General features: G+C 45.7%; 1 protein-coding gene. It reads left to right on the top strand.

Going from position 1 to position 630, the window contains the following annotated elements:
* Positions 1-630: ATP-binding protein (locus tag ACNOHI_RS25055; RefSeq protein ID WP_420477441.1), on the top strand; the 630-nt coding region annotated here is incomplete at both ends.

The following is a 630-nucleotide window of genomic DNA, read 5'->3' as shown; positions in this document are numbered from 1 at the left end:
GTGGCTGACATTATTGATAATTCCATAGCAGCAACTGCTGAAGCCATTAATGTAATCCTTGAAATAGATGCAAGAGGCAATATTCAAGTAGCAGTTGCAGATGATGGTTGTGGAATGGATCGGGCGGGCCTTATCAACGCCCTTACATATGGATCAAAGAGAAGAACAGATCCGTCAAGTCTCGGAAAGTTTGGTCTTGGACTCAAAACAGCTTCTACTGCCTTTTGTAGAAAGCTCACGCTTGTATCTCGAAATGCTGCTGAAGGCCCCGTACTTGCTGCTACATGGGATCTGGACAAGGTTCCTGACCACAATTGGAGCGTAATGATTGGCGAACCTTCTGTGGAGGAAGCCGAACTCTTGGACGTTTACGCTTCTGGAAGATCTGGTACGGTGGTAATCTGGGATAATGTCGACAGGCTTCTTGGTGAATACAAAAAGGCTGGTGGAGCACCCATTCGTAAGGCGAAAGAGAGGTATCTGGAACAATTACGACATCATGTTTCAATGATTTACCAACGTTTCCTTGATCGTGAAGACGAAAGAGCAAGAAACGTCAGTGTTTCAATTAATGGCGTTCCCGTACCGCCATGGGACCCGTTTTGTATTGGCGAAGTAAAAGAGCCCATT

The organism is Noviherbaspirillum sp. ST9 (assembly GCF_048799745.1).
GTDB lineage: Bacteria > Pseudomonadota > Gammaproteobacteria > Burkholderiales > Burkholderiaceae_D > Noviherbaspirillum.
The sequence above is the reverse complement of the archived record's forward strand: the minus strand, read 5'-3'. Positions and strand labels throughout refer to the sequence as shown.